This window comes from Wansuia hejianensis (assembly GCF_014337215.1).
In the GTDB taxonomy this organism is placed as follows: Bacteria; Bacillota; Clostridia; order Lachnospirales; family Lachnospiraceae; genus Scatomonas; species Scatomonas hejianensis.
Genome location: NZ_CP060635.1, coordinates 2,861,725 through 2,883,570, shown reverse-complemented (window position 1 = coordinate 2,883,570; position 21,846 = coordinate 2,861,725). Strand labels below are relative to the sequence as shown.

Annotated in this window: 8 protein-coding genes and 1 riboswitch; all 8 genes read left to right on the top strand. The window is 59.3% G+C overall.

Going from position 1 to position 21,846, the window contains the following annotated elements:
- Window positions 1-465 precede the first annotated feature (465 nt).
- Window positions 466-645: riboswitch (cobalamin riboswitch) on the top strand.
- Window positions 646-794: 149 nt separating this feature from the next.
- The gene (locus tag H9Q79_RS13305) at window positions 795-1,118 is read left to right on the top strand and encodes a homing endonuclease associated repeat-containing protein (RefSeq protein ID WP_118646585.1); all 324 of its coding nucleotides are present in this window, start codon (window positions 795-797) and stop codon (window positions 1,116-1,118) included.
- Window positions 1,119-1,351: 233 nt separating this feature from the next.
- The gene (locus tag H9Q79_RS13300) at window positions 1,352-5,809 is read left to right on the top strand and encodes a cadherin-like beta sandwich domain-containing protein (RefSeq protein WP_249328496.1); all 4,458 of its coding nucleotides are present in this window, start codon (window positions 1,352-1,354) and stop codon (window positions 5,807-5,809) included.
- A gap of 106 nt (window positions 5,810-5,915) precedes the next feature.
- Complete coding sequence (locus H9Q79_RS13295; RefSeq protein ID WP_249328495.1) at window positions 5,916-11,912, top strand: bacterial Ig-like domain-containing protein; 5,997 nt, start codon at window positions 5,916-5,918, stop codon at window positions 11,910-11,912.
- 294 nt (window positions 11,913-12,206) lie between these two features.
- Complete coding sequence (locus tag H9Q79_RS13290) at window positions 12,207-15,920, top strand: cadherin-like beta sandwich domain-containing protein (protein ID WP_249328494.1); 3,714 nt, start codon at window positions 12,207-12,209, stop codon at window positions 15,918-15,920.
- 82 nt (window positions 15,921-16,002) lie between these two features.
- Window positions 16,003-17,205 carry a cohesin domain-containing protein gene (locus tag H9Q79_RS13285; protein WP_118646601.1) on the top strand — a complete coding sequence of 401 codons (1,203 nt, stop codon included), beginning with the start codon at window positions 16,003-16,005 and terminating at the stop codon, window positions 17,203-17,205.
- Window positions 17,206-17,366: 161 nt separating this feature from the next.
- Complete coding sequence (locus H9Q79_RS13280; protein ID WP_249328493.1) at window positions 17,367-19,661, top strand: hypothetical protein; 2,295 nt, start codon at window positions 17,367-17,369, stop codon at window positions 19,659-19,661.
- An 18-nt stretch (window positions 19,662-19,679) separates the two neighbouring features.
- Complete coding sequence (locus tag H9Q79_RS13275; protein WP_118646603.1) at window positions 19,680-20,615, top strand: AAA family ATPase; 936 nt, start codon at window positions 19,680-19,682, stop codon at window positions 20,613-20,615.
- Window positions 20,616-20,626: 11 nt separating this feature from the next.
- Window positions 20,627-21,802, top strand: a complete 1,176-nt coding sequence (locus tag H9Q79_RS13270; RefSeq protein ID WP_118646605.1) for a DUF58 domain-containing protein — start codon at window positions 20,627-20,629, stop codon at window positions 21,800-21,802.
- Window positions 21,803-21,846: the final 44 nt, after the last annotated feature.

The following is a 21,846-nucleotide window of genomic DNA, read 5'->3' as shown; positions in this document are numbered from 1 at the left end:
TATTCTGGAATTTTCCGCTTATCTTATTTATTAAATACAATTTCAATAAAATACAACTAAAATCCGGAAAATGACTGTCAGGATTTTATACATAAAATATCTTGACATTTTAGATGTCTGGCATTAAACTATACCTAGTTCACAGAATTTTCATCAAAAATTTCCGGGAAGAAAATATTCCCGGAAATGACTACCATGAACAGGAATAATATAAATCGTGAAGCAGCCGCTTACAGCGTGAAAAGGAAATCCGGCAGTTTTCCGGAGCCAAGCAGGAGATGGATCTTGACGTGTGGAAGCCCACTATGCCTGCTGCCTCATAGGGAGTGATGTGGAAGTCATCACAACTGTGGGGAAAGTGTAGGCAGGATACGGTAAGCAGCAGATTGCCCTCTCTACAGTATGACAGTAGAGGGGCTTTTTTGTGCATAAACAAATAGAAAAATTACATATAACATGCAGCAGAAGCTGTACTCTGATCCTATAAAGGGGTGTAGGTTCACCCCGCGGAAGTCCGGTGAGATTCCGGCACAGTTATTTCCCTACTGTAATGAGGACGAACACCGCAGCATCCACCGGTAAAACGGGAAGGGGCGGCAAGTAGGTTGGAACTATGAGACAGGAGACGGGGATCGGAGAGAAAAAGGATCTGAAGGGGGGATACTCGGAGACTTATTTTCGTTAAAGAAATGCGTAATGGAAAAGAGTCGGGATGAGATCAGGCCCATTTTAGGGTCTGATCGGCTTTCGGCTCTTATTTTTTTCTTACCCGGGATGGGAGAAGGGGGCAATTTATGGACAAAATGGCGAAGGGAAGAATGGACAAAACGGGAGGCAGAGTGCAAAAGCGGACGAAAAGTCGTTGGCGGGTGGGGGATCCGCTGAATCGGGAGGATCAGGTCATGCTGGCTGTTGTGATAAGGCGGGCAGAACGTCTCGGTTTTTCGCCGACTCAGAAGGAGGTACCGAACGCAGAAGCCCTGAAGAAACGGTTCGGAAACTGGACAAAGGTCATGACGGCGGCAGGGCTGCCCCCGGTAAATGATCCGGATCAGATGCGCAAGCGCCAGGCGGCGCGGGATTGGCAGGCGACGATGGAAACGCTGGGCGTTTCATAGAGACCACGTTTTAGCGGTTCTTTCATGGAGTGAAACAGCAGGAATATTTGCCGCTGTGTAGCAATAAGCAAAAGCCGCTCCAATGGAGAGGCGGCGCAGGAAAGGAGGAACAGAAAGAAAGGACAGATAACGCCGGTGAGCGGACACCGGCGAGGCGTTGGACAGGCTTGGCGGAGTGAGCGGAGACTCTCGGCCTGATAGGTAAGGCAGTAAAGTGAGAAAGGAGAAATACATTGAAAAAGAAGAGAGTTTTGAGCTTGCTGATGACTGCGCTCCTGACTGTAGGTCTGCTGCCGTCATCCGTTCTGGCCGATACGGAGGCGGGAACGCTGGCTGATCCGTTGGCTGAAACGCCGACAGGAACGGCGGCAGAGTCGGAGGCCGTTTCGGCAGAAGTAACGATTCGTTCCCAGACAGCCGGGAAATATCTCCACGGCTTTGACGGTGCGGTAAGCGTGTCGTCAAATTTGGCGGAAGATTATGGCTATGACGATCCGGTCACAGACGGAGTATCCGTGCTGGACGCCATGGTGAAGGCTCATGAGCTGGCCTTCGGGGAGGATTTTTCGGACGAGACGGCCGCGTCCTATCTGGAACTCGGAGAGGACGGCTCTGTGAAACGCCTGTTCGGGATGGAGACCGCGGCGGAGTGCTTTGCGCTGAACGGAGGGTATCCCAATGCCGGGAGGCAGACGGAGGACGGCGATGACGGCGCGGCCCAGGCAGATACACAGATACAGACCGGCGATGTGCTGGATTTCTTCACGTATACGGACACGGAGGCGTGGAGCGACGCCATGAGCTGGCTCGAACTGGACAACACAGAAGTCCCGGCTGGCTTCGAACTTGTGGTGACGGCTCAGAGCAGCAGATACAGCGAGGCAGCGGTTTACGAGGCTCCGGAGGATTTCCGGACTTCCGCCTCGGCAGCGGCCGGAGCGAAATTCGCGTGGGTGGATCCGGAGACGGGAGCCGTGACGGAGATCGAAGGCGCATCGGCCGATGAGAACGGCCAGGCGACGGTGATGGCTCCGGCAGAGGAGGGCGTCTATTATCTGACGGCAGCCGGAAGCACGGAAGAGGGAAGCAGCCTGCTCCTGAATCCCGCGGCGCTGACAGTGACGGCGGCCCAAGACACCCCTGCGTCCCAGAATACCCCTGCAGCCCAGGCGGCCATAGCCGCGGTCAGCGTATCGGGGCGGCTGATGGACTCTGCCGAGGTGACGGTCCAGGCTGACAGTGCGGGAAGCATTTATTACCTTGTGCAGGAGGCCGGAGCGGATGCGCCCGACGCGGCGAAGCTGGAGAGCGGCGGAACCCGCGCCGACGCGGTAGCCGGGGAGAACGTGCTGAAGGTGACGGGGCTGACCAAGGCGGCCCAGAAGATTTACGTGCTGCTGAAAGCGGCGGACGGAACCGCCTCGGAAATCCTGTCGGCGGATATTGCGGAATACGACAATCTGCTGTCTGCGATTATGTACAGCAACGGCACCCTGTATTTTGATACGAGCAAAGAAGCCACCGCGGTGTGGGATGCCGACGACACCAGCTTCCGGCTGGTGGCACGGATTCCGGCGGGGACGACCGCCAAGGATCCGGATTTGAAGCTGACTTATCGGTACACGAATATTTCGGGAACGGAAAGCACCGTAGAGGGCACGGCCAACGGAACCTATGTATGGTTTAACGAGGATTTCCTGACCGTCGGCGGGAAGGGCAACGACCTGACCATCGTGGCGGAGAAGAACGGAGTGACCCAGACCTATGTACTGCATGTGAACCGGAAGGCGAGTCTGGACGCGCTGGAGGTGACCAGCCAGGAGGGGCGCGCCGTAACTCTGTCGCCCACGTTCAGCTCCACAAAGACAGAATATACCGCTACGGTGCTGGACAGCGTGACCAGCCTGAACCTGAAAGCGGTGGATCCCATCGAAGCCGTCAGCCCGGACAGCTCCCAGGTGCTGTTCAACGGCGCGGCCTCTGCGGACGGCTCCTACGTGTGGGAGCTGCAGCCGGGGGAAAATAAAATGGTCATTCGGGCGGACAACGGCTCTGCGGAATCGGTGGAATACACCCTGACCATTACCCAGACGGCCTCCGTGACCCTGACGGTGCAGACGAATCCCCAGGACGCCTCCTTCGCCCTCTATCAGGGATCGAAGAACGAGACGCGCATCTGGCCGGAGGAGGACGGGACGTTCCGGCTCTTCCCGGACACCGAATACAACTATACGGTGGCCAGAAGCGATTACGTCGGCCAGAGCGGAAGCCTGACCCTGTCGGCTTCGGAAACGCGGAGCTTCACCCTGGAAAAAGCCCCAGAGGCGGAAGAACTGCCCCAGCTGGATGCCGATTATCCCGGCTTCCGCAGCGGCCTGGACAATATGTCCGTGGTGAACTCCAAGACACCCATTTCCAAAGAGACCATTGAGGTGGTGTGGGAGCGCCAGATGGGCGATTATGTCTCGCCCACCAGCGGCACGACCCCGATCGTTGTGGATGATAAAATCTATGGCCTGACCGGCACGACCCTTTACATGCTGGACAAGGAGACCGGAGAGACGATCCGGACGGCCACCACCGTGTCGGCGTCCGCCTTCAATTTGGTGCCGCCCACCTATGCGGACGGCATGCTGTTCGTCCTGCTCAGCGGCGGCCAGGTGCAGTGCTTCAACGCGTCCACCCTGGAATCAATGTGGGTTTACACGGATCCCCAGGGCGGCCGGTGCGAAAGCTCCGTCCGTTATGACGACGGCTACATCTATGTGGGATTTTTCGCCTCCACGACCGTAGGCGGCTTCGCCTGCATCTCGGTTACCGACGAGGACCCCTCCAGCCAGACGGAGGAAAAGGTGCCGATCTGGAGAAACAGTTCCCTGGGTTCCTATTACTGGGACGGCGCGTGGAGCAATGAAAACTACGTGTTCGTAATAACCAACGGGGGAACTCTCTGCTGCATCGACAAAAAGACCGGAGACGCCGTGCAGACGGTAGCCACCGGACAGACCTCCCGGTCCAACATTTCCTATTATAATGGGCGAATTTACTGGGCCAACCAGTCCGGCTACCTGTATTCCTACAATCTGACCGCGGATGGGCGGCTGGATATGGAAAACCTGATTGAGCCGCTGTATTTCGGCGGGGCCAGCACCAGCACCCCGGCCATCTACAACAACCGGGTATATATTGGCATTTCCAACGGAGGGAACTTCGGCGTGGAGGGCTACGGCATCCTGGTGGGCGACATCAATCCGGAAACCGGAGCCATGAGCGCGGCTTACGTGGTGCCCACCGACGGCTATCCCCAGACCTCCGGCCTCATCGTCAACGGATACGAGGAGGAGGACGGCTACGTATACGTCTATTTCCTGACCAACTCCGCCCACGGTACCCTTTACATGGTGAAGGACAAGGCGGGCATGACCGAGGCCGATTCCGCTACGGGTGCGTTCTATACGCCCAACCACGAGCAGTATTGTATTGCCAGCGCGGTGGCGGACAGCGACGGGAATATCTACATAAAAAATGATTCCGCCTGGCAGTTTGTGATTCGGCGTTCGGCGCTTTATCTGAAAGAAATAACCGCTGTCGGCGGCAACGCCGTGCTGGATGGCGGGGCAGCCTTCGACGGCAGCCAGAGCGACCACACGATTACCGTTGACGCGGGAACCTCCAGCCTGAAGCTGGAGCTGACGCCCAGCGACGGCGTAACGGTGGCGATGAACGGCGTGGAGGGCCAGTCCCAGGAAATTGAGATCACGGACGGAACCGCGGAAATTCAGGTGCTGCTGCGAAAAGGGGAGGAAATGCGCGTCTATAATTTCACCGTATACAGCGGCCCGACCCTTACCACCCTGTATGCGACTAGCAGCCCCAATGCGGGCATGGGCACCACCTACAGTCTGAGTCCGGAGTTCGCGCCCATGACGGAGGCCTATGCCGCGGGAATTGATACGGCCCAGAGTACGGGTTACATCTGGATTAAGTATCTGAACGACACAGACAGCTTGAAGGTGACGGCGGGCAGCGGCGTCAGCGGCAAGGCCGAGGGCGACGAGCTTACGGCCACCGTCAATTATAAAGGGGATACCTATATCAGAGTGCCCTTTGCGGAGCGGACCAATCCGACCACGGCCACGGTCAGGCTGACCCTGACCTCCGCCGACGGAACCCAGAGCCGAACCTACACTGTCATTCTGTATACCCAGAACGCGCTGCCGCTGCTCACCCTGGATGAGGGCGCGGTCAGCGAGCGCACGGACACCAGCGCCAGCCTGACCCTGAACTCCAATAAGGCAGGAGAACTGCACTGGCTCGTTCAGGAGGCCTCGGAGGCCGCGCCGGGCGCGGAGAAAATCATGGCAGACGGCCAGAAGGTGGAGATAGCCGAGGGCGCCAATACCGTAGCCCTGACCGGGCTGTCCCAGAAGGCGCTGGCCGTGTACCTGGTGCTGAAGGATGCCGGCGGCAATACGTCGCTGACCTACAGGGTGGACATCGCCTCCAGCCGCATCCAGGGGGATTTGAACGGCGACGGCCGAGTGACGAACGCAGATGTGGCGCTGCTACTGGATGAAGTGACGGCAGGCGAAGCGACAGACCTGGAAGCGGGCGACTTAAACGGCGACGGCAGGCTCACCAACGCCGACGTGGCGCTGCTGCTGGATTGGGTGACCGCGGGAGAAATTTAAATTATCAGAAAAAATAAAAATGGCGGACGGTGGTTCCCTTCTTGGCGGGGGCCGCCGGACTGTGCGTGTTTGAACCCTTAATAAACAGAAAAAGAGAGGAAAGAACATGAAGAAAATAAAACGAATATTGGCTTCGCTTTTGGCGTTTGTTCTCATGCTTACCCTGCTGCCGGCGGCGGCTCTGGCGGATGATACGGAGAGCGCGGCCGCGCCTGCGCCGGTAATTAGCTCGGATCTGAGTGATAAAACGTATTATTCGGATGATACAAAAGTATCAGCGTTGACTGTGAAGCTGACAAAAAATACGGCGAACTATACGAAGGATACGCTGGTCTTAGAGTGGCAGAGTTCAGATGACGGCGAGACATTCACGGCTATTGAAGGCGCGCCTACGGCGTTTAAGAATGTGCTTTTAATGTCATCATACGCTCCGGAAAAGCCTTCGCTGGGAACAGCGAAGTATTACCGCGTTAAAATTACAAACAATGGCCTGACGGAGGGCATGACGCCTACGACCGTATATTCCGCTGTGGCCAAAATCGAGTCTGTGAACGCGGAAAAGCCGGGCATGGTGGTTGACAAGCCGGTGATCAGACAGGAGGACGGCACATTTGCGGAGGACGAGGGGCTTACCATGACATTTGCCGCTCCGTCCAAAGCGCTGCCCTATAAGGATACAACCATCGGAATGTTTTATTCGTCTGTAGTCATGCTGAAAGGCGAAAGCTGGGATACGGACAAATATGCTTTTCGGGGTTGGCAGATCAGAGATGAATTTTATGACGGAACTGCTTCCTACGAAGAGAGTGTAAAAATTACCCCTACGGACGACAATGGCTGGAAGGAGTATTTGCCCGGAGACAGCTGGTGCTTTAATCTCTATTATTCGGATGGCTATTATCGGGTATCCTACAGCGGACAGACCAGCACGGTCCAGCAGGTTTTCCACGTTACGCCGGTCTTTGAAAAGAAACCGGATATGGCCTACGCGATCACCCTGGAGCAGAGCGAGGGCGGCACCATAAGTCAGGTCCGCGGTGAGGGAGAGAGCCATACCCTGACTGCTGTTCCCGACAGCATGTTCTGTTTCGTGCGCTGGGAGAAATCCGTGGCCGGCGGGGACTGGGAAGCCATAGACGGCAGCGCCACCGCGGAGGTTACGCTGACGGCGGATACCAGCTACCGGGCGGTATTTGAGCCCTATGCCATCAACGAAATGGAGGTGGCCCAGTACGCCCTTCCCTCCGAAGGCGACAGCTGGTTCCTGAACACGGCCCTGACCTTCAACGCAGCCCTGGCGGAGACAACCTCCATTACGCTGAAAATTTATGACGGTGAAACGGCGGATGAGGACAAGCTGCTGGGCGAGGAGACAAAAACGGTCAACGCGGGAAATTCCCAGGTGACGGTACGGGCGTCGGCCACCAAGCGGCCCTCCAGCGATGCGGGGAAGATCCTGGTTACGGCGGAGCTGTCCAACGGCAAGAGCGCCCAGGCGTCCTATACGCTGAAGGGCACGCTGGATATTACCCCGGCCAGCACGTCCATAAACACCTTTGACGCAATTTTCATGGAGACGATACCGTCCGAACTCCAGCTTTCCGCTTCCGGCAATCCGGCGGTGAAAAGCGTAACTTGGTCCGGCGGCGATGAAAAATTATCAACTTCAACTGGCAGCAGCGTAATCAACAAGAACACGGGCCTTGTGACGTTTACCCAGTATTATTCTCAAATGACCATAGGGTATACGGCGGACGCGGGCGACGGCCGCATTGCGGAAGCCCTTGTGACGTTCCAGTCGGGCGGCCCCGGCGCCAAGCTGGCGGAGAAGAACCTGTCCGTTCCCGAAGGGGAAAGCCGCGAATATACGTCTGTTAATTCGACTTATAACCTCAGCGTCAGCAGGCAAAATGTCACGGTAAAATCTTCCGACGAGAGCGTCTTTACCACGGAGATTATCACGAAGGCTGGCAGCAATTCCTGGGATCCTACGGACATCGTAGACAAGATTAAAATAAATGGCCTTTCCAAGGGGACGGGAACCCTGACCATAGATGTGAACGGGACGGCCTGGAGCTGCCCGGTCGTCATCACCAGCGAGGACGACGCGGTGACGGCGGTGAAGCTGTCCCAGGAGACGGCGGAGTTGCCGGTGGGCGAGAGCCTGACCCTGACCGCGGATTATACGCCGGTTACAGCTGCGGTAACCGTTGAATGGAGCAGCTCGGACGACGGGGTGGCCACCGTGGAGAACGGAGTTGTAACGGCTCAGAGTACGGGAAGCGCCGTGATCACCGCCGCCGTTACAGACGCGAAGGGCAATACCGTGAAGGCCTCCTGCGAGGTAACTGTAGAAGAGGTCCCCTATACGGTCGAATTGTACGTGCCGAAAAACACGGTGGGCGAGGACGGGCTTCACCTGTATCCCGCCGCGGGCTTTGACGCGGACGGACGGGACACCTACGACGCGGCCGGAGAGCTTGCGGCGGTGGAAAAGGATTCCGAAACCAATCTGAATTATGATATTTATACCTATTCCCTTCAGAAAGGCGTCTATTCCTTCCGGGCGGAGAGCGCGGACGGGAAGAGCCTGGGCGGCGGCGCCCTGTCCGTGCCGGACAGCGAGGTCGGCAGTGTGTCCGGACGGACCTTCCAGGTGTACCTGCGCCTGGCGGAGGTATACCTGACCAATGAGTTTGATGGGGAAAAGGCCGAAGCCGGGGACTTTTCCGTCCTGCTGGAAAACAAGACGGGAGCCGTAACCTTCGGCGAGCCTTACGCCAACGGGTCGGGCTATAACTGCTATCCGGCGTTGGTGTGCGCCAACGGCAGCAGCCTTTCCTACTATACCGCGGTCATGCCTTCGGAGGCATGTATTGCCGCGCATAACGCCATGGCATATGTGAAGCAGGATATTGCCGTCAGCGCGGAACCGGGCGTCTTCTCCCTCGGCGTGGAGCTGGCCGTGGGCTGCTTCACCATCAATGCTCCCCAGGGGGCGGAGGTGGCCGTCTGCGAGAATCTTTCCGACGGCGTTGTCAAGCAGCACAGCTGGGACGCCATGGAGAAGCTGGAGGATGGAACGGCGGACTACCGGTTCCATCTGCAGATTACAGGCGATATGTTCTATGAGGTGAGCGGGGCGGAGTACGTCTCCTATAAAGGCACCGTTGCGTTGAACAGCACCGAGCGCATTGTTGTCAGCGAGGAAATGCTGAAGCCGGAGGGGAAGAGCAAGACGACGGTTGATCGGGATTACACCTCCAACGGCGGCGCCAACATGGGCGACCTCTACCTGAATATCAACGCTCAAGGCAGCCTGAAGCTGGAGAGCGGCGATACCTTCCAAGTGTATGCCCGCCGGAACTGGTGGGGCAGCAACGTGACATGGGTGCTTGCCGATGCTTATTGGCTGATTGAGCCCGATTACCATTACACCGTGGTGGATTTGAACGGCAATGCCAGCGACAGCGTGGTTACCGTCAGCGACGGTGGGCTGCTTCAGGCGGTGGGAGAGGGAACGGCCGTCGTGCTGGTGACCTATGACTCCATGACGCTGAATTATCATGATGCGGTCAAAGTATCCTATGAGGGATATGATCCCAATGGCTTCTTTGGCTCCATCTGGCCGGAGGATACCGGGGTATTCGTCGTTTCCGTGGGGGCGGGCGACAGCGGTATTACCACCGGCATGACCCTCAATGAGGGAATGAATGACGGCAGGAGCAAGGACGCGGGCGACGCCTTGGATTCGGAGCTGGATCCCATCTATTTCCTGGGTGAGAAAGGGGAATATACCTTTATCCCCGGCACCGAGGGCGTGACCGTTTCCGTGGCGAATCCCGCGATTCAGGGTGGCGTGCTGAGCTTTAGCGGATTTACGGCGCTTACCGCCAACGAAGACGGCAGCTATACGGTTCCCCTGACCAACGGGCGCAATCTTGTGAAGGTGGAAAAGGACGGAGCCGCCGAATACCAGGTGATTACGGCGAAGCAGATCACCGCCACCGTCAACGGCCAGTCTCTGGAGGATGTGGTGGTCGCGCCGGGCGAAGAGGTGTCGGTTGTGTTTGACACGATCTTCAATCCTGTGACGAGAATGAGATACTACAATACCGACGCCGGAGTGGTGTATACGGAGATCAGCGGCCTGGAGGGCCAGAAGGCCGGAAATGGACGCGGAACCTATGGATATTACTTCTTTGGCTCCACAACTGCCAAGCAGACCGTGAAGAACTTCATCACAGAGGGCAATGACGGGTCGGAGTATGCTAATCCGACGGTGACACTCGGCGACGCCCTGGCGGTTCCGGAGGACTTCGATCAGGAGTATTTCGTTCTTTCCGGCGGCGTGTTCAGCGTGGCGGGCTTCGGCGGAAATTACGGAGCGCACCGTACGGGTTACACTCAGTCGGGGCTGGCGCCCAGTACTCGGGCCTACATGGGGCAGCTCCCGGATATTTCCATCCCGGTGGGCACCCTGGAAACGATTGAGGTGACCACGGCCCCCGCCAAGACGGAATACAACATCGGCGAGACCTTCGATCCCACGGGCATGGCGGTCACCGCTACCTACAAGAGCAGCAACGGCAGCCTCACCAGGGAGGTCACGGGCTTTACCTATGACACGGCGGCCTTTACCGAGGCCGGAAGCCAGAAGGTCACCGTCAGCTACACCAAGGGCGAGGTGACTAAGACGTTTGACGTAGAAGTGACCGTAAAGGATGTGAAGCTGGAGAAGCTGGAAGTGACGAAGCTGCCGGACAAGACCGTCTACAACGCGGGCGAGGCCTTTGACCCCACCGGCATGGTGGTGACGGCAGTCTACAGCGACGGAAGCTCCAAAGAGGTGACCGGCTACACCTGCAGCCCGGAAACCATTACGGCGGGCGTATCGGAGGTGGTCGTTTCCTACAACGGCCTGACGGCTTCGGTGCCCGTGAAGCTGAATCTGGTGACGAGCATTGCCGTTACGACCCTGCCCGACAAGGTGGCTTACACGGAGGGCGACCTCTTCAACCCCGCAGGCATGGTGGTGACAGCCACCTACGCGGACGGAACAACGAAAGCTACGGACGCCTACAGCTACGCGCCCATGCGCAGGATGGAAGTGGGCGATACGGAGATCACCATCTCCTACACCGGAAGCGATGGCGCGGAAACCCTGCAGCCGGTGAAGATCAATATCACCGTGACAGAGGACACCACCGATAAGGGCGACTATATCATCGCCTACGTTTCCTACAGCGAGGAAGGAGCTTTCGTCACGGGAGACGAGGGCACGCTGCTGTCCTACGCGCCGGTGAAGGTCTATGACAGGGACGGCCTGGGCGGCTACAACATGGGCGACGCCTTCGCGGCCCTCCATGACCAGTATTATTCCGGCGGAAGCGACGGCTACCAGGATTCGGCCACAGGCTGGATCAGCAAGTTCTGGGGCGTTACCACGGGCAATGTGTCCTACACCCTGAACCACAGCTGGGTATTCGGAACCATGACGGAAATTGAGGAAGGGGACCTGCTGGATATTTACCTGTATAAGGACCTGACCTACTATTCCGATCTGTATACCTGGTTTGACAGCAGGGAATACAGCGCGGACGCCAATACGGAATATACCTTTACGGTCAACGGGCTGAACCTGATGAACAGCAGCGACGAGCTGGCGGCTACGGCCTATCCGTCGGGAGCGACGGTCACCGTCTACGACGAGAACGGCGCGGTGGTTGAGGGCCTGACGGCTGTTACCGATGAAAACGGGCAGTTCAAGCTGACCTTTAAAGAAGATGGAATCTATACCATCGAGGTGAACGGAACCTGCGACTATACCTGCATGGGGTATGGCGGCTCCGCCGGAGCGACCTATACGGGCTCGACGGTGGTACCCTCCCGCTGTACGGTTACGGTGGGAGACGTTGTCCAGACCCTTCCGGGAGATCTCAACGGCGACGGCCAGATCACCAATACGGATGTGGCCCAGCTGTTGGATAAAGTGACGGCCGGAGAAGCGGTGGATCTGGCGGTTGGCGACCTGAACGGCGACGGCCAGGTGACCAACGCCGACGTGGTGCAGCTGCTGAATATGGCGACAGCCGGACAGTAAGAACTGGTCTCATAAAGAAAAGGGGAAACAGTATGAAAAAAGTGTTGAAACGATGGATATCATGTCTGCGGCCTGCCTGGGCGTGGAACCGGTTCAGACTCCCAGCCGACATAGGGGAGACTGTCTGAAAACGGGATAGCGTGTGTTTTGAATTTTTTGTGAAAAAAAGACAGAAGGGAAGGCCAATAAAAAGATAAAACGAGCATTGGATTCGTTTCTGGCCTTTGCCCTCATATAGAAGCGACGGAATAACAGAAATAACGGAAGCAACGGAAAATGAGTAAGGAGGCCGGGATGGCGGAAAGAAAAAAATGGAAGAAACATGTGGGGGCGGTGCTTTTAGCCCTGCTGGCCGCCCTCTCGGCCTTTAGCCCCCTTTCGGTCAAAGCGGCGGCGGAGACTGTGGAGAACGGCGCATCTCGGGCGGTCATTCCTCTGGAGGGAATGACTTTGAACCGTTCCAGTCTGTTTATGAAGACTGGGGAGCAGAAGAGCCTGACCGTGTCTTACGTTCCGGCGGATACCACTGAGGAGCCGGAGCTGGTCTGGAGTTCCGACGATCCGGCTGTGGCCCGGGTGGAGGGCAGCGGCACGGAGGCTGTGGTGATGGCTCCGGAGGGGGCCGGGGGCACGGCGGTGATCACGGTATCGGGCGGCGGCTTTACCGCCAGCTGTCCGGTGCTGGTCACGGTCCAGGAACCCATGCTGGAGAGCGTACTTTTCATGCAGAACAGCTCCGGCAGCAACCGCTATGAGCTGACCGAGGGAACGCCGGGGAGCCGGGAATTTACCCTGAGAGTCCCGGAGAACACCAACGTGGTCTATGTGAGACCCCAGCTCCGGGACGATATTTTCAGCACGGCGGTGATCACGGCCCGCTTTACCGACGTGAACACGGGAGAGGAGGCCGCCCTGGAGCTTCCGGTGGACGAGACCACCTCCCTGACGAGTACGGCGGGCCGGGTAATCAAGGCCTACGATACCACGCCCAGAGAGCTGGTTCTGGAGGTGACCGACCAGGGCCGGACGGAAACGTATCAGATACATATTGTCAGGGGCTCCTATCTGGGCGGCTTTACCCTGACGGACGAGGGCGGCGGAACGGTGGCCTACAGCCCGGAATTTAAGAAAACGACCTTTGCCTATTCGGTACACGTGCCCTCCTCTGCCAGCTGGCTGAAGCTGAACCTGACGCCGGCCGAGAAGACCAGCGTCCGGCTGGCGGTCAACGGCCAGGAGCTGACGGACGGCGAGTACCTGCTCCCCCTGGAGCCGGGAACGGTCACGGCGGTGCTGGAGGCTGGGGATGGTGTATACTCCGTTCCCTACGCCTATACGCTGACGGTCTATGTGGACGAGGTCTGCTACCTGACGGTAAATTTGGACCCCGCGGACGCGGTGTTCGCCGTCTACGACCGGGAAAACGTTCAGATTGATCCGAAGGATGGACGCTACGAGCTGATCAAGGGCGGAACCTATACCTATACGGTCTCCGCTCCGGGCTATCAGTCCCAGAGCGGCAGCTTCACCATTGAGGGCGACGAGGAGCAGAGCTATACCCTGGAAAAATCGGCGGACAGCACCCTGGAGGAGCTGGAGGCCCAGTGGGGCGGCTACTGGAAAAACGAGGACAATCAGAATATCGTAGACGCCGCCGCGCCCAGGGCCTTAGAGTACGTGGAGGTGAAGTGGAAGCAGCAGTACGGCGCCAACGCCGACTACAGCAACAGTGTCAGCGACGGGATTCTGGTGGAGGACTATATCTGCTGCTTTTCCGGAAACGTGCTGATGTATCTGGACCGGGAGACCGGGGAGGTGGTCAAAAGCGCCTCCATGGCGGCCAGGGGCAACAGCTCCTTCAATAAGCCGCTGTACGGGGCGGGAATGATCTTCGTTCCGCTAAACGACGGCCGCGTCCAGGCCTTTCACGCCGGAACCCTGGAATCCCTGTGGGTTTATACGGACACCGTGGGCGGCAACGCCTCCACGGCCCTCCGCTACGATTCGGGCTATCTGTACGCCGGTTTCGCGGACGGCAATCTGGTCTGCCTGTCGGTGACGGACGAGGACCCGGACAGGACCGACGAGCAGAAATCGGCGGTCTGGAGGAAGTACGACAGCGGGGGCTATTACCGGACGGGCGTGTATACGGGAGAAAAATGCCTCTACGCCTGCGGGCGCTCCGGTAGCGTCTACTGCCTGGATAAGCGGACCGGGGAAACCCTCCAGAGCCTTTCCCTTCCGTCGGAAGCGGGGGCGGCCTCCACGGCCGTCTGCCAGGACGGGGGCAGAATTTACTTTGCCACGGAAAACGGCTGGCTCTTTTCTTATCCCTACGGGGAGGACGGAAGGCTGGACGAGGAAGGGGTCGCGGTTCTGGACCTGGGCGGCACCGTCTATGGGACGCCCCTGGTCTATAACGGCAGGATCTACGTGGGAAGCGCCACAAAGGACATCTACGGTGTGGTGCTGGCCCCCTATTATCTGAATGTGGTGCAGCTGCAGGACGACGGAAGCCTTTCCCTGGCTTACCGGATGGAGATCCGTGGCTGCCCCAAGGGGCCGGGGACACTCACCACGGCCTACGAGGCCCAGGAGGGCTGTGTGTACGTGTATTTTACCACGGACAGCGCTTCGGGCAGCGTGTACCTGTTAAAGGACCGGGCGGGCGCCGCGGAGCCGGTGGAGGGCAGCGGCCTGCTTTACCAGCAGACGGCGGTCTCCGGCAACGGCGGCGGCAGTGTTCTGGCGGACAGCCAGGGAAATCTCTATATTCGCTATGAATCCGCCTGGCTGTACGCCCTGAAGCCCACGGATCTCTACCTGGAAGGGGTGGAGGCAGAAGGGGAAAATGTGGTCATAGACGGCGGGGCGGAGTTCGACCGCCAGGCGGAGAGCCACTCAATCCTTTTGGACGCCGGGGCGGACCAGGTCACCCTCACCTTCACGGCCAGCCAGGGGGCCGTGGTCTCCGTGGAGGGCCGGGAGGGCAACGTTCAGACCGTGACGCTGACGGAGGGCCGGGCGGAAATCGAGGTGCTGCTGACCATGGACGGCCAGACCCGCGTCTACCGGTTCACCATTCGGCAGAGGAGCAGCGACGCGGCCCTGGAAAATCTACAGGTCAGCTATTCCCCGGTTCTGACCATCATGCAGATGGAGCTGGAGCCGGCCTTCGACCCGGAAATAACCGGCTATAATTCCTCCCTTTACGGCAATGACGCCATCGGGACCTACTATGTATGGCCGCTGCTGCCGGAGGACTCCCAGGCTTCGGTCCGGGTGACAGTGGTCAGCGGCGTATCGGGCTCCGATCCGGGGACGGAGATTGAGCCCATGACCGTACAGCTGGCAGAGGGCCCCAGGCAGCGCTATATGGTGAAGCCCGCCAGCACGTCGGCCGCCGTGGTGGACGTCACGGTGACGGCGGAGGACGGGGCGACAGAGAGAACCTACCGTCTGTCCATGTTCCGGAACAACGACCGGCCCAGCATATCGGCCGGATCCGGGGCAGTGGTCAGCCGTCAGGAGGAAAGGGTGACCCTGAAGGTGACGGCCAATATGGCCGGCTACCTGTATTACCTGCCGGACCGGAAGGAGGGGACGGCGGGCCTGCCCTCGGCCAATGAGATTTCCAAAAACGGAACGCGCATAGCGGTCACGGCGGGCGAAAACACGGTGACCCTGGAGGGCTTTACGGCGGAGGAGAGCGTGGTCTATCTCTATGAGATGAGCTACGCCCAGCGCTGGAGCAGTGGTATCCAGGTGGAAATCCCGGCCTGGGACGGAACCGACAATCCGGGGCCTGTGGGGCCTGATCCGCCCCAGGGGGACCTGGGGGACATAAACGGCGACGGCAAGATTACCAACGCCGATGTGGCCATCCTGCTGGATGGGGTTACGGAAGGGGCCGTCCTGTCCGCGGAAAAGGCGGACATGAACGGAGACGGACAGGTAACCAACGCCGACGTCAGCCTTCTGCTGGAGCTGGTGACCTCCGGCGGCTGAGGCCGCCGCGCAGATAAGGGAAACCGCGCCTTCGGGCGATGTTTCAAATAAATAAATAAAAAACAAAAAGGAGAGAAAAGCGATGAGAACAAAGCAAAAATGGTTGTCCGTTTTAGGGGCTGCGCTGCTGGGAATTGCTGCCGTAACATTCCCGGGAGCCACAGAGGTCCAGGCGGCGGGAGCGCCCGTGGTAACCTCCAGTATCGGAAACGTGACCGCGGAGGTAGGGGATACGATTACGATCCCGATCACCTTCTCCAGCGAGACGGCGAATATCACGGCCATTCACGGAGAGCCCAGCAAGGGCTATGACAGCTCCCTGCTGCAGTATGAGGGAACCACATACGCGGGCATTCCGGCAGGCATGGAGAGCGGTGCGGGCGGAAATTTCGGTTATGTGACATCCTCCAACAACGCCTTTGCCGGGGGAACTATCAACATGACGTTTAAGGTACTGAAGTGTTCCGAGACGCCGGTAACGGTGACCGTCAACAACCTGTATTTCAGCAACGCTCAGGGCGACAGCGACTCGACCACTCTGGTATCCAATATTACAGTAAACCATCCGGCGGATCAGTACCAGACCACAGTGGACGATCCGGCCACCTGTACGGAGGCGGGCCACAAGACGGTGGTCTGCGGCCTCTGCGGGACGGTCATCAGCGATACGGATATACCGGAGCTGGGCCATGACGACGGCGTCTGGACGGTGACTAAGCCCTCCACCTGCGTGGAGAAGGGCACTCAGGAGCGCCGCTGCGGACGCTGCGGAGAGCTGCTGGAGACGGCAGAGCTGGATCTGGCGGCCCACACCTGGGACGACGGCAAGGTGATCAAGGAGGCGACCTGCTCCGAGGAAGGTGAAATGTTATATACCTGTACCGTATGTGAGAAAGCTACCAAGACGGAGACCATCGCGAAGACGGCCCATACCTGGACCGTGAGCGACGATACGGATGCGGACGGCTGGAAGGTTGTGACCGAGGCCACTGCAGACGCGGAAGGCAGCAAGGAAAGAGTCTGCTCCGTATGCGGCGAGAAGGAAACGGAAGTCATCGAGAAGCTGGGTTCCACGACCACCGTAACACCCACGGAAAAGCCGGACACAAAGCCGACCACAACGAACAAACCGTCTACCGGCACTACCGGAGGCACGACGACCACGGGCTCCGCAGTCAAGACAGGCGACAATAGCCTTATGGCTGTTTATGTGGCTCTGCTGGCGGCAGCGGCCTGCGGAGTTACGGCGGCAGTCGTTGTAAAACGCCGGAACGCCCGCCGTTAAGGGCAAACGGCCATAAAAAGGGCGCGCATGCCGGAGCTGGCGCGGGAAGCATCGAAACATGGAAGGAGCGTTGAGGGCTTCCCGCGGCAGCCCCGCCTCCGCCCCATTTTATGGGCGGAGTATCGACAGAAGGAACAGGAAAGGACAGGAGCGGAAGGCGGATGAAAGGATTGAAAACCGGAGAAAAACTGAAAAAGACGGGGGCAGCGCTGGGGGTAATGGGTCTGGCGCTGGTTTTGTGCGTGCTGCTGGCCGGTTTTGGGCGGACTGCTCCGGAAAATCCCATGGAGAGCCGGGAGGCGGAGGCTTCCCGCATGTATTTGACCTCCTCCACACTTGCCATGGACCAGGAGCAGCTGGCAGGCGTGGAGAATGCCAATATCAATTCCGGCGAAAGCGGCAGCGAGGCGGAGCAGGAGGAAGAGGAAGAGCAGCAGGAGCAGCAGGAAACGGCCCAGCCCCAGGAGGAGCAGCAGCAGGAAAAGCAGCAGGAGCAGCAGCCTCAGCAGGGAAGCACCTATGTGAACCAGCCTGTGACCTCGGACGCCTTGAGCGGCAGCCTGCTGTCCCTGATTCAGAAAAACCAGACATCATCTTCGACAGGATCAGACGGCAGCGGCAGCGATGGGCCCGGCGAGGGCAGCGGGGAAGGCGGCGGAAGTGGCGGGGGCGAAACGGGAAACCTGCCCACCGAGGGCGGGGAAGAAAAGACCCTGAACGCGGAGCAGGCCAAGGAGCTTTTCACCACCAGCCTCCGGGACTGTCAGGTCACGGAGCAGGACTATTCCTTTACCATTTCCCTGACGGAAAAGGGGCTGCAGCTGGACGATCCCCGGTTTACGGTGTTCGTGAACGGCGCCCAGCAGACGGCTGCCACCGGGGACAATCGGATTCGGCTTCAGGAAGGGGCCAACAGCGTCTATGTCATGCTGAAATTCCGGGCCAGGGAGAACACCACCGTCGATGAGTATACGGCCTGTACGAAGGTCTATACGATTACTTACATACCGGAAGGGACGGTTTCCCTCCGGGTGGTCAACGCCCGGACCGGGGAGGATTTGCCCGACGGGGGAACCCTGACCGTTTACCAGGAGAGCTTTTGGGTGGAGGTCATCGCCGAGAAGAACACCGGAGGAACCATTTCCGCCGTCAGCAGCCGGGTGAGGCTCGGCGGCGTGCCGCAGTCGGCGGATTCCGACGGGATTTACCGGCTTTCGCTGACGCCCGGCGACCAGAACCTCCTGCGGGTGGTGGCGGACGTGTCGGGCACGGAGCAGAAGACCTTTACCTGCACCCTTGTGTATCAAACCGGCAGCTTCATGGTGCGGTTCGACGGCCCCAGCGCCCGGTTCTCCGAGACCATTTCCAACGACCGCTCCGTGGGGGACAAGGTGTTCAAGGGCCTGACCGCCTGGACCTATGCGTCGGAGTCCTCAGACTTTTCCGTGCGCCTTACCTATTCCAAAAATACGGGGAAGGAGCAGCTCATCAGCTTTACGGCCGCGACGCGGAACGGGACGGTGGACCTGACCAGCCTGGCGGGCGGCGACAACTACGCCACGGTGGCCCTAGATACCAGCCAGCCCACGGTCTTTGAGGTGGTCTGCCTGGATTCCGACGGGGAGAGGCAGTGGTATCAGTGGGAAATTACTTTCCAGAGGCAGACGCCCTCGGGAGGAAGCGGTACCAATGAAGTTAGAATTGAAATCGACCTGGCCGACGGCGAGACGGTGCGCAAGAATCCGAAACAGGTCGGCGTCAAGGTCCAGGACAGCGCCGGGAACTGGCTGGATCAGTACGGCACGGATTTCCAGGTGTATCTGAACGGGGAATACCTGAATTTTGACAGCATCGCCTACGGGACCGCGGAATATGTTTTTAACCTCTATCTGACCGAGGGGGAGAATACGCTCTATGTCCGCGCCGTAGATGCCAACCAGTACACGGCGGAAAAGACCCTGACTATCTATTTCGACCCGGAGGAGCAGAGCATGAAGATCCATCTGATTATGTCGGCCGAGACGGTGGGTCTGGGGACCATGATTGACGAGTACGTCATGGTATCCTCTGGAAAGAGCGTCGCGGAGGTGATTGAGGAGCGGCTGGCGGCCTACGGCTATACGACCATCCACGACGGCAGCCCCTCCGGCAGTGATTACTGGCTGCGGCACATTCAGAAGCAGGGGATTCTGGAAGGCTGGAGCATATCGGAGGAGGAGCGCTCCCTGCTGGAGGAGGAGGGCTTCTGGCTGGACGAGAACCCGGCCAGCCTGGACAGCCTGGGAGAAAAGGACTTTACCTCCGGCTCCGGCTGGATGGTTACGGTGAATCACCAGTACATTGCCCTGGGCATGGGAACCTGGGCCCTCCGGGACGGCGATGAGATTCATCTGCTGTATACCCTGGATGTGGGCAACGACGTGGGCGTGGAGGTCGATACGGGAGTTTACGGATAACGAGGAGGAAACGGACAGATGAACAGTCGCACAGACGCTGTGATCAAAGAGATTGAGAAGGTAATTGTGGGAAAGCGCACCGTGGTGGAGCGGGTGCTGATGGCTATTTTGTCGGAAGGCCACGTCCTTCTGGACGACGTTCCCGGCGTGGGCAAGACCACCCTGGCGGTGGCCTGCTCCCGGGTCATGGGGATGGATTACCACCGGGTGCAGTTTACCCCCGACGTGGTGCCGTCGGACATCGTGGGCTTTTCCGTATACAATAAGGAAACGGGGAGCTTTGACTACAAGCCGGGGGTAGTCATGACCAATCTGCTGCTGGCCGACGAGATCAACCGGACCTCCAGCAAAACCCAGTCGGCCCTTCTGGAGGTCATGGAGGAGGGCCAGGTGACGGTGGACGGCGTGACCCATGGGCTGCCGAAGCCCTTTGTGGTCATCGCCACCCAGAACCCGGTGGGCTCCGCGGGCACCCAGCTATTGCCCCAGGCCCAGCTGGACCGGTTTATGATCCGCCTGGAAATGGGCTATCCCGATTTCCAGAGCCAGGTGAATATTCTGAGGGACCGCCAGACGGTGAACCCCATTGACCGGGCGGAAGGGGTTGTTCCCAGGGAGGTAATCCTGGCCATGCAGGAGGAGGTCCGGGCCGTCCATGTGGAGGACGCCATTCTGGAATATGTCACATCCCTGGCCATGGAGACCCGTCAGGACGAGATGATCCGCCTGGGCGTCAGTCCCAGAGGGGCCCTGGCCGTGGTGCGCATGGCCAAGGCTCACGCCTACCTGAACGGCAGGAATTTCGTCATGCCGGAGGATGTCCAGCAGGTATTCCTGGACGTGTGCGCCCACAGGGTCATCATGAACCCCAGGGCGCGGGTGGCGGAACTGACGGCCAGAGACGCGCTGCTGCAGGTGATGAAGCGGACAAAATCGCCGGACCGGGGGCGCTGAGGGAGGCTGACATGAGAAAATCCAGAGTTTTGTGGGTTCTGTGGCTGGCCTTCGCCTTTCTCTTCCTGGCCGTCACCGAGAGCGCGGCGGGGTATCTGCTGCTGGCCGTGTCGGCGGTCCTGCCTCTGTTGGCAGCTCTGGCGGCCAGGCGGACGGCAGGGCGGCTGCGGGCGGAGCTGACCCTTTCCCCCTACGGGGAGAAAGGGGCGGTCACGGCGGGACGGCTCTCGGTGGAAAATAAGAGTCTTTTTCCGGCCGACCGCCTGCTCTGCCAGGTCTGCTGCGAGAATCTGCTGACCGGAGAGCGGGAGCTGTCCACCCTGCGGATGGCCGCCCCGGCCAGGAGCCGCACGGGGACGGAGCTGCGGCTCAAAAGCCGCCACAGCGGACGGGTGCGGGTCTCGGTGAGGCAGCTCACCTGCTTCGACCTCTTCGGCCTGTTCCGCTTCCGGGTGCGGCTTCCGGAGGAGGTCTGCGCCTTGACCCTGGCCTCTCCCCGCACCTTTTCCGTGGAAACCCAGATTTCCTACGGGGAGAGCGCGGATATGGACAGCGATGAATATTCCATGCGGAAGGCGGGCTACGACCCCTCGGAAACTTTTGCCATCCGGGAATACCGGCCCGGCGACCGCATCCGCCAGATTCACTGGAAGCTGACGGAAAAGTTCGGCAGCCTGATGGTGCGGGACTACGGCCTGCCCATTCAGAATACCATCTTACTGCTGCTGGAGACGGGCAGCCTGCCGGGCGGCGAAAAGCCGGAGCCCGACTGCCTGGACGCCCTGGCGGAGGCTCTGCTTTCCGTTTCCCAGGAGCTTTTGAGCCAGCAGACCGTACACAGCGTGGGCTGGCAGAACCACGAGGAGAACACCTTTTCCTGCGTGGAGCTGGAAAATGAGGAGGAGCTTCCGGGCCTGCTTCCGGGCCTTTTGGGCGCGGTGCCCGGCGAGGATGGCATGTCCGTGGCCGAGCATTACATGGAGAGCAGGGAGCAGCTGGAATTTGCCCATGTGGTGATTTTCACGCCCCAGCACCGGCCCGGCCTGAGCTTTCTGGCCAGCCAATGCCTGCTGACGGAGGTACTCATAAGCCCCGGAGGGGGCGGCCTCGACCAGCGGGACGGCATGGCGGTGGTGGGTGCTTCGCCGGAGACGGCGGCGGAGGCCCTCTCTTATATAGAAATTTGACATTCCCGGCGCGCCAAAAGGACAGGCAGAGACGGGAAACGAAT